The following is a 9,623-nucleotide window of genomic DNA, read 5'->3' as shown; positions in this document are numbered from 1 at the left end:
GTCCTGGGACGGCCGCACCGGATGCGCGGCGAGGTGGTCCACGGCGCCGCCCGCGGCCGCGACCTTGGTTTCCCTACTGCCAACCTTTCCGCCGCCGCCAGCGGCTACATCCCGGCGGACGGCATTTACGCCGGCTGGCTCGTGGACCAGGCTGGCACCCGCTGGCCCGCGGCCATTTCCGTCGGCTCCAACCCGACCTTCGACGGCGTCAGCCGGCAGGTCGAGGCCCACGTGATCGACCGCCCGGACGAGGCCGTCGAAGACTTCGACCTTTACGGCCAGAGCGTGGTGGTCGAGTTCGTGGCCCGGTTGCGCGGCATGGTCGCGTACCGTGGCCCGGAGGCCCTCGTCGAGCAGATGCGCCTGGACGTCGTCCAGGCCCACGGCCTACTGTTCGCCCGCTAGCCCCAGGAAGGCAAGAGACGTGACGATCGAGAAGAACACGCGCGAGCTGGACCAGGACATTGTCCGCGATTTCAGCTCGCGGATGAGCTACGCCTCGTATCTGCAGTTGCCGACGCTGCTCAGCGCCCAGCAGCCCGTCAGCACGCCGGAACACCACGACGAACTGCTGTTCATCGTCCAGCACCAGACCACGGAACTGTGGCTCAAGCTGATGCTGCATGAGCTCCGCAGCGCGGCCGCCTGGCTCCGCACCGACGATCTTGGCTCCGCGCTCAAGGCCATCGCCCGGGTCAAGCACATCCAGAAGACCCTCACCGAGCAATGGTCGGTCCTCGCCACGCTGACCCCCACCGAGTACTCCCAGTTCCGCGGGTTCCTCGGCAACTCGTCCGGATTCCAGTCCAGCCAATACCGGGCCGTGGAATTCCTGCTCGGCAACAAGAACCGCAAGATGCTGCCCGTGTTCGAATCGGACCCCGAAGCCCACTCGATGCTGCTGGAACTGCTCGAAGCGCCAAGCATCTACGACGATTTCCTCGCCTACCTCAAGCGCCAGGGCTTCGCGGTTCCGGAGGAGCTGCTCAACCGTGACGTCCGCCAGGCGCATGTGTTCTGCCCGGACCTGGTCCCGGTGTTCAAGGAGATCTACGAGAACGCGGCGAGCAACTGGGGCGCGTACGAGGCCTGCGAGGAGCTCGTGGACCTGGAGGACAACTTCCAGCTCTGGCGCTTCCGGCACCTGCGCACTGTGCAGCGCACCATCGGCATGAAGGGCGGGACCGGCGGATCCAGCGGCGCAGCCTTCCTACAGAAAGCCCTCGAGCTGACCTTCTTCCCCGAGCTGTTCGCGGTCCGCACGGAGATCGGGCAGTGAGCATCGAGCAAGCGGCTGGGCAGACGACGGCAGTGCCAGCGGCACCGGCGACCAGCGACACTCTGTGGGAGCGCGCCGTCGATCTCGACGCCGCGGACCCGCTCGCCGCCTACCGCGACCATTTCATCGGAACAGAAACAGAGCTGTCCTACCTGGACGGCAACTCGCTCGGACGCCCGCTGAAGCGGACCGCCACCGACGTCGCCGCGTTCATCCAGGACAGCTGGGGCGGCCGCCTGATCCGCGGCTGGGACGAGGAATGGCTGGAACTTCCGCAGGTAATCGGCGACCAGCTGGGCCGGGCCGTGCTCGGCGCAGCCCCGGGGCAGACCATCATCGCGGACTCCACCACTGTGGCGCTCTACAAACTGATCCGCGCCGCTCTGGCCGCCGTCACGGATCCGGGCCGCACCGAGATCGTGCTGGACACCGACAATTTCCCCACCGACCGCTACCTGGTCGAGGGCATCGCCCGCGAAGAAGGCCTCACGCTGCGTTGGATCGACGCCGACCCGGCTGCCGGCGTGACCGTGGACCAGGTGCGCGCCGCCACCGGCCCTGCCACCGCCGTCGTCGTTTTGAGCCAGATCGCCTACCGCTCCGGATTCCTCGCCGATCTGCCGGGCATCACCGCCGCCGTGCACGATGCAGGTGCCCTGGTGGTGTGGGACCTCTGCCACTCCGCCGGTTCGGTGGAGATCGGCTTGGACGCAGCCGGCGTCGACTTCGCCGCCGGCTGCACCTACAAGTACCTGAACGGGGGACCGGGCTCGCCAGCGTTCGCATACGTCAATGCCCGGCACCTGCCCGGKYTGCAGCAGCCGATCTGGGGCTGGATGGGGCGCAAGGACGCCTTYGAAATGGGSCCCGGCTAYGAGGSCGCYGCSGGCATCCGGGGTTTCCTCAGCGGCACCCCGGCCGTCTTCGGCATGCTCGCCATGCGCGGCACGTTGGACCTGCTCGAGGAAATCGGCATGGCCGCGGTCCGGGAGAAGTCCAGGCTGCTGACAGCGTTCGCCGTCGAACTTCATGACGCATGGCTGGAACCGTCCGGGGTGCGGCTCGGGACCCCGCGGGACCCGGAGTTGCGCGGCAGCCACATCACTGTTGACCACCCGGCGTTCCGCGAAATGACGGCGGCGCTGTGGGAACAGGACGTGATCCCGGACTTCCGTGCGCCGCAGGGCATCCGAGTGGGGCTTTCACCGTTGAGCACCTCGTTCACCGAGCTGTACCGGGGTGTCGCGGCGATCCGCGGGCTGCTGCCCGGCCCTGTGGCCGGCACTGCCTAACGGCGGCTGCCGCCCGCGGTTTAGACACTTCGACGGCGTGCCAGTAAACTAAAGGTTGGATCTGGCTGCAGTCCGTGGCGGCTGGCTCTTGTTGTGTAACGAAGACCCTCCGTTTGGCGGGATTCCGGCACGGCACCCCCGGCAGTGAATTACTGACTCGGGCCTCACGGCACATCTCTAGGAGTTATCGTGGCACTTGAAGCCGCTGTAAAGCAGTCCATCATGAAGGATTTCGCAACGTCCGAGGGCGACACCGGTTCGCCGGAGGTCCAGGTTGCGGTCCTGACCCAGCGGATCAAGGATCTGACGGAGCACATGAAGGAGCACAAGCACGATTACCACACCCAGCGCGGTCTGCTGGCCATGGTTGGTCGCCGCAAGCGCATGCTCACCTACCTCAAGAACACTGACATCAACCGCTACCGTGCGCTCATCGAGCGCCTCGGCCTGCGCCGCTAGTCAGCTTTAGGGGGCGGCCCTTTCCCTCGGGAAGGGCCGCCTTCTGCAAATTCTTCAAAAAAACTCAACAGGAGGATCAACCGCATCGCGCATTCGCGGTCCTCGGTAGTGATCTCCGGGAACGGCTTCAAGGATTGAAGCCTTGGCCCGTGGGTCTCGATCGATGACCGGGTGTAGTGCAGGCCAGTCGACAGATGCTGGCCTGGGTTGATGCGGCTGGACTCCGTCAACAAGAAACGGAGGTGACTCTCTTGGAGGGTCCCGAAATCCAGTTCTCAGAAGCCGTCATTGACAATGGCCGCTTCGGCAAGCGGGTTATCCGCTTTGAAACCGGCCGTCTTGCCAAGCAGGCAGCCGGCGCAGCCATGGTCTACATCGACGAAGAGACCGCGCTGCTGTCCGCCACCACGGCCGGCAAGCACCCCCGCGAAGGCTTCGACTTCTTCCCGCTGACCGTCGACGTCGAAGAGCGCATGTACGCCGCCGGCCGCATCCCGGGCTCGTTCTTCCGCCGCGAAGGCCGCCCCTCGACCGAGGCGATCCTGGCCTGCCGCCTGATGGACCGCCCGCTGCGCCCCGCGTTCGTCAAGGGCCTGCGCAACGAGGTCCAGATCGTGGTCACCGTGCTCTCCATCAACCCGGACGAGCTCTACGACGTCGTCGCGATCAACGCGTCCTCGATGTCCACCCAGCTTTCCGGCCTGCCCTTCTCCGGCCCGATCGGCGGCGTCCGCGTTGCCCTCGTCGCCGACGAGCACGGCTCGCAGTGGGTTGCGTTCCCGAAGCACTCGCAGCTTGAGAACGCCGTCTTCAACATGGTCGTTGCCGGCCGCGTTGCCGGTGACGACGTCGCCATCATGATGGTTGAAGCCGAAGCCACCGACAACTCCTGGAACCTCATCAAGGAACAGGGCGCCACCGCCCCGACCGAAGAGGTTGTCTCCGAGGGCCTCGAGGCCGCCAAGCCGTTCATCAAGGCCCTCTGCGAAGCCCAGGCCGACCTGGCTGCCCGCGCCGCCAAGCCGACCGTCGAGTTCCCGGTGTTCCTGGACTACGAGGACGACGTCTTCGCCGCCGTCGAGTCCGCCGCCGCGCAGAAGCTGACCGCCGTCTTCCAGATCGCGGACAAGCAGGAGCGCGACACCGCCTCCGACGCGCTCAAGGACGAGGTCACCTCCTCGCTCGCCGGCCAGTTCGAGGGCCGCGAAAAGGAACTGTCGGCAGCGTTCCGCTCGGTCACCAAGCAGGTCGTGCGCCAGCGCATCCTCAAGGACCAGGTCCGCATCGACGGCCGTGGCCTGACGGACATCCGCCAGCTCACCGCCGAGGTTGAGGTCCTGCCCCGCGTCCACGGCTCGGCCATCTTCGAACGCGGCGAGACCCAGATCMTGGGTGTCACCACGCTGAACATGCTCAAGATGGARCAGCAGATCGACTCGYTGTCTCCCGTGACGCGCAAGCGCTACATGCACAACTACAACTTCCCGCCGTACTCCACCGGTGAGACCGGCCGTGTCGGTTCGCCGAAGCGGCGCGAAATCGGCCACGGTGCCCTCGCCGAGCGCGCCATCATGCCGGTGCTGCCGTCCCGCGAAGAGTTCCCCTACGCGATCCGCCAGGTGTCTGAAGCCCTCAGCTCCAACGGTTCGACGTCGATGGGTTCGGTCTGTGCCTCCACGCTGTCCCTGCTCAACGCAGGCGTGCCGCTGAAGGCTCCCGTTGCCGGTATCGCCATGGGCCTGGTCTCCGACCAGGTTGACGGCCAGACCCGCTACGCCGCGCTGACCGACATCCTGGGCGCCGAAGATGCCTTCGGCGACATGGACTTCAAGGTTGCCGGTACCTCCGAGTTCGTCACGGCCATCCAGCTGGACACCAAGCTCGACGGCATCCCGGCGTCGGTCCTGGCCGCCGCCCTGAAGCAGGCCCGCGAAGCACGCCTGCACATCCTGGACGTGCTGAACTCCGCGATCGACACCCCGGACGAGCTCTCCGAGTTCGCGCCGCGCGTCATCGCGGTCAAGATCCCGGTAGACAAGATCGGCGAGGTCATCGGCCCGAAGGGCAAGATGATCAACCAGATCCAGGAAGACACCGGAGCCGACATCTCGATCGAGGACGACGGCACCGTCTACATTGGCGCCACGAACGGCCCGTCTGCCGACGCAGCACGGTCCGCGATTAACGCCATCGCCAACCCGCAGATCCCGGAAATCGGCGAACGCTACCTGGGTACGGTCGTCAAGACCACCACCTTCGGTGCCTTCGTGTCCCTGACTCCGGGCAAGGACGGTCTGTTGCACATCTCCGAGCTGCGCAAGATCGCCGGCGGCAAGCGCGTGGACAACGTTGAGGACGTCGTCTCCGTCGGCCAGAAGATCCAGGTGGAAATCACCAAGATCGACGACCGCGGAAAGCTCTCCCTCTCGCCCGTTGTGGCCGACGAGGCAGGGTCCGCTGAAGCGGACAACGCCGAGGTCTCGATGGAGTCCGCAGAGTAGTCTTTCCTGACTCAAGCAGCGGGGCCGGTGGATTCGTCCACCGGCCCCGCTGCCGTTAAAGGGCAGGTAGGATTGCAGGCAGATTTGGCACATTTTTGTGACGGTTTATGGAAAGGCCTTAATGACTGTCGTCCCCCTGCCGCTTGAGCAGAACCAGCACGCTGACACCCTCATCCACGGAGCCGACGGCGGCTCGGAGGTGCGGCGCTCGGTGCTGCCCGGCGGTGTCCGGGTGCTGACCGAGGCCATGCCCGGGCAGCGTTCAGCGACCATCGGCTTCTGGGTCGGGGTCGGCTCGCGCGACGAGGCCCCCGGCCAGCACGGTTCCACCCATTTCCTGGAGCACCTGCTGTTCAAGGGCACCAAACGGCGCACGGCACTGGAAATCGCCTCCGCCTTCGACGAGGTCGGCGGCGAATCGAACGCCGCCACCGCCAAGGAAAGCACCTGCTACTTCGCCCGGGTGCTGGACACGGACCTGCCGATGGCGATCGACGTGATCGCTGACATGATCACCGGCGCCGTGCTGGACCCGCAGGAAATGGAGCAGGAACGCGACGTCATCCTSGAGGAAATCGCCATGGACAGCGATGACCCGACCGACGTCGCCCACGAACACTTCGTCGCGGCCGTCCTCGGCACCCATCCGCTGGGACGCCCGATCGGTGGCACCCCGGACGCGATCCGCGCGGTGGCCCGCGATTCGGTCTGGGACCACTACCGCCGCTACTACCGCCCGGACGAGCTTGTCATCACCGCCGCCGGGGGACTGGACCACGACGTCGTCTGCGGCCTCGTGGTGGGCGCCCTGGACGCCGCCGGCTGGGACCTGGAGCACGACGCCGCACCGGTCCAGCGCCGTTCGACCGAACGTGCGGCCATCACCGGCACGGCCGGCCTGCACGTGGTCAAGCGCCCGGTGGAGCAGGCCAACATCATCATGGGCTGCCCCACGATTGTCGCCACCGACGACCGCCGCTTCGTGATGAGCGTGCTGAACGCCGTCCTCGGCGGCGGCATGTCATCCCGGCTGTTCCAGGAGGTCCGCGAGAAGCGCGGCCTCGTCTACTCGACCTACTCCTTCGCCTCCTCCTACGCGGACGCCGGCTACTTCGGCATGTACGCGGGCTGCACGYCGTCCAAGGTCCGCCAGGTCCTCGACCTGCTCGGCGCCGAGCTGGACAAGCTGGCCGAGGGCGGCATCTCCGAGGAGGAACTGCGCAAAGCCGTAGGGCAGCTCAGCGGCGGGATCGTCCTGGCGCTGGAAGACACCGGTTCGCGGATGTCCCGGCTGGGCAGGGCAGAGCTGGTCTCCGGCGAGTACCAGGACATCGACGAGACGCTGCGGCAGATCAAGGCGGTTACCACCGCCGATGTCCAGGAGCTGGCGCGCGAACTTGCGGCCGCCCCGCGCACCGTCACTGTGGTGGGTCCTTTCGAGGAAACCGAGACCTTCGGCCTCTGACCCGGAGCTGCCGGCGGCCCATGGGCAAGAGCATCCGGCGGGGCCGAAGCTTTACAGCCGCGCGGTCCGGGCGTGATGATGGTGGCGGGGCCACACGGGAGGGCCCCTCGGAGGAAGCATGGACCGACCGCTGCCCGGCAGCGCGCACGAAGCACTCGAAGGGTTCCTCGGACACTGGAGCGGCACCACGCAGTGGGAAGCCACCGCCTGGGGTCCGGCCCGGACCGCCGCGGCTGAAGTCGTCTTCGCCCGTGCCGCGGCCGGCCTTGCCGTGACCATGAGCTACCGCCACCTCGACGCCGACGGCTCCAAGGCCGAGGGCGTCGGCGTCTTCACCATGGACCGGGCCCATCCCGACACGCTCTGGTACCACGTCAACAGCATGGGCCTGCCCCCGGAAGCGCCGGCCCGGGCGAGCTGGCACGACGGCACCCTGACCATCGAGCGGCGCAGCGACCGCGGCGCGGCCCGCCACACGCTCCGGGTCGAGGGCGGAAGGCTGACCCACGCGGCCGGGCTGCGGCTCGGCAGTGCTCTCGAGTTCAGCCCGTTCATGACCACCGTCTGTCGCCGGGTCCCCGAGACCGCGGCCGTCCCCGCCTGACGCTCACGCTCCCGCTCCCGCTCTTGATCTGAGGGACGGTCGGGTCGTGTCCCTCTTGATCTGAGGGAGGGTTGAGCGGTACCCCAACGGTAAACGTTGCCATTTCGTTGCAAACCTCCCCTTGAATTTCGTTGACACGCTGTGAGCTGCATCATAGATTTGCGGTAATCTGAATCACCTTTCAGGTTCTACTCAGATCTCGTGCCCAGACTCCGCAGATTCTCAACGAAAGGCATCCCGTGAAGGATACAAAGAAGTTCCTGATGGCCGCCGTGATGGCCACCGGGCTCGCCCTCAGCGCGTGCGCGCCCACGGCCGGCTCCGCTGCGCCTGCCTCCGGGGGCGCCTCGAAGGCAGCCGAACCGGTCAACGTCGGCATCATCTACTCCAAGACCGGACCGCTGGCAGCCTACGGCGCCACCTACTACGAGGGCCTCCAGGCCGGCATCGACTACGCCACCGGCGGCACCGGCGAAGTGAACGGGGCCAAAATCAACCTGACCTACGCCGACGACGGCGGCGACCCGGACAAGGCCGTCACCGCGGCCAAGGACCTGATCGGCAAAGGCTACAAGGTGATCGGCGGCACGGTCGTTTCCGGCATCGCCCTGAAACTGGCGGAGCAGGCCCAGCAGAACAAGGTCCTCTACATTTCCGGCCCCGCCGCGACAGACGCGATCCAGGGCATCAACAAGTACACCTTCCGCTCCGGCCGGCAGAGCCTCCAGGATGTCGCCACCGCCGGCAGCTTCATCGACACCAAGGGCAAGAAGGTGGTGGTCTTCGCGCAGGACAACGCCTTCGGCCAAGGCAACGTCGCCGCGGTCAAGGCCGTCCTCGGCGCGAAGGGCGCCACCGTGGAGTCCGTTCTCGTCCCGGAAGGCCAGGAGCTCACGCCCTTCGCCCGCCAGCTCATTGACGCCAAGCCGGACATGGTTTTCGTGGCCTGGGCCGGGGCTACCTCCGGCACCATGTGGCAGGCGCTGAGCCAGCAGGGGGCCTTCGCGGCGGCCCCGATCGTCACCGGACTGGGTGACGCTTCCACCTTCGGCGCCTACGGCGAGGCAACCAGCAAGATCAGCTTCCTCAACCACTACTTCCCGGGCGCCTCGGGCACTGACGTCGAGAAGAAGATGATCGCCGACGTCGAGAAGGCCGGCAAGAAGGCAGACCTGTTCACCCCCGACGGCTTCGTCGCCGGCCAGATGATCGTCCAGGCCATCAAGGGCGGCGGAAACGACGCCGACGCCATGGTCAAGGCGCTCGAAGGCTTCAGCTTCGACGGACCCAAGGGCAAGGAAACCGTCCGCGCCTCCGACCACGCCCTGATCCAGGACATGTACCAGGTCAAGCTCACCCAGAAGGGCGGCACCTGGGTTCCCGAACTCGTGAAGGTGGTTGCGGGCGACACCGTCGCCCCGCCGGAAAAGAAGTAGCCGCCGGCGCCCCAGCGCCAGGCACGCTTCAGCCCAGACCAGCCAGCGAGAAACGAAGGATCCGAATGAATAACCCAGTCCTGCCTGCCCTTGCGGTGGACGGTCTTGGTCTGCAGATCGGCGGTGCCCGCATCCTCCAGGATGTGGGCTTCGCGGTCGGCGCCGGCGAAATGATCGGCGTGATCGGCCCCAACGGGGCCGGCAAGACCACCTTGTTCAACCTGATTTCCGGCGTGATGCGGCCCAGCGCGGGCAGCATCACGCTGAACGGCAGGGACATCACGGCCGCGCCCATCCACCGCCGGGCCCGGGCAGGGCTGGGCCGGACCTTCCAAACCTCCAACCTGTTTCCCCGGCTCAGCGTGCTGGAAAATGTCCGGCTCGCCGCCCAGGTGAAACTCGGCAGCAACTTCAGCATCCTGCGTTTCCCCTCCGCCTCGGACGAGGCCACCCGGATCGCCCGCGGCACCATCGCCGAGGTCGGGCTCACCGGCAAGCTCACGACGGCGGCGGGCGACCTCTCGCACGGCGAAAAGCGCAAGGTGGAGATCGCCGTGCTGCTGGCGACAGATCCCGCCGTCGTACTG

Annotated in this window: 9 protein-coding genes; all 9 read left to right on the top strand. The window is 66.8% G+C overall.

Annotation, left to right across the window (positions count from 1 at the left end):
- The coding region (locus AB4Y86_RS05040) for a riboflavin kinase (protein WP_441400650.1) at positions 1-405 on the top strand (405 nt) is incomplete at its 5' end.
- Between the two features lie 19 nt (positions 406-424).
- Entirely contained in the window at positions 425-1,279 is an 855-nt protein-coding gene (kynA, locus tag AB4Y86_RS05035; RefSeq protein WP_441400648.1) for a tryptophan 2,3-dioxygenase, read from the top strand.
- A 2-nt stretch (positions 1,280-1,281) separates the two neighbouring features.
- Positions 1,282-2,571: a kynureninase gene (locus AB4Y86_RS05030; protein WP_441400654.1), complete on the top strand. Its 1,290-nt coding sequence runs from the start codon at positions 1,282-1,284 to the stop codon at positions 2,569-2,571.
- A gap of 189 nt (positions 2,572-2,760) precedes the next feature.
- Entirely contained in the window at positions 2,761-3,030 is a 270-nt protein-coding gene (rpsO, locus tag AB4Y86_RS05025) for a 30S ribosomal protein S15 (RefSeq protein WP_138769772.1), read from the top strand.
- A 251-nt stretch (positions 3,031-3,281) separates the two neighbouring features.
- A complete protein-coding gene (locus AB4Y86_RS05020; RefSeq protein ID WP_441400652.1) occupies positions 3,282-5,531 on the top strand; it encodes a polyribonucleotide nucleotidyltransferase in 2,250 nt (749 codons plus the stop codon).
- Between the two features lie 121 nt (positions 5,532-5,652).
- Positions 5,653-6,996 carry a M16 family metallopeptidase gene (locus AB4Y86_RS05015; protein ID WP_441400646.1) on the top strand — a complete coding sequence of 448 codons (1,344 nt, stop codon included), beginning with the start codon at positions 5,653-5,655 and terminating at the stop codon, positions 6,994-6,996.
- A gap of 118 nt (positions 6,997-7,114) precedes the next feature.
- Positions 7,115-7,600: a DUF1579 domain-containing protein gene (locus AB4Y86_RS05010; protein WP_441400644.1), complete on the top strand. Its 486-nt coding sequence runs from the start codon at positions 7,115-7,117 to the stop codon at positions 7,598-7,600.
- Positions 7,601-7,839: 239 nt separating this feature from the next.
- Positions 7,840-9,036, top strand: a complete 1,197-nt coding sequence (locus AB4Y86_RS05005) for a substrate-binding domain-containing protein (RefSeq protein WP_441400642.1) — start codon at positions 7,840-7,842, stop codon at positions 9,034-9,036.
- A gap of 65 nt (positions 9,037-9,101) precedes the next feature.
- Positions 9,102-9,623 (top strand): ABC transporter ATP-binding protein (locus AB4Y86_RS05000; protein ID WP_441400640.1); only part of this gene is annotated, 522 nt, incomplete at its 3' end.

This window comes from Arthrobacter sp. 2YAF22_2 (genome assembly GCF_052114645.1).
Taxonomy (GTDB): Bacteria; Actinomycetota; Actinomycetes; order Actinomycetales; family Micrococcaceae; genus Arthrobacter.
Note: the sequence above shows the minus strand (reverse complement) of the source record. Positions and strands in the feature narration are given on the sequence as shown.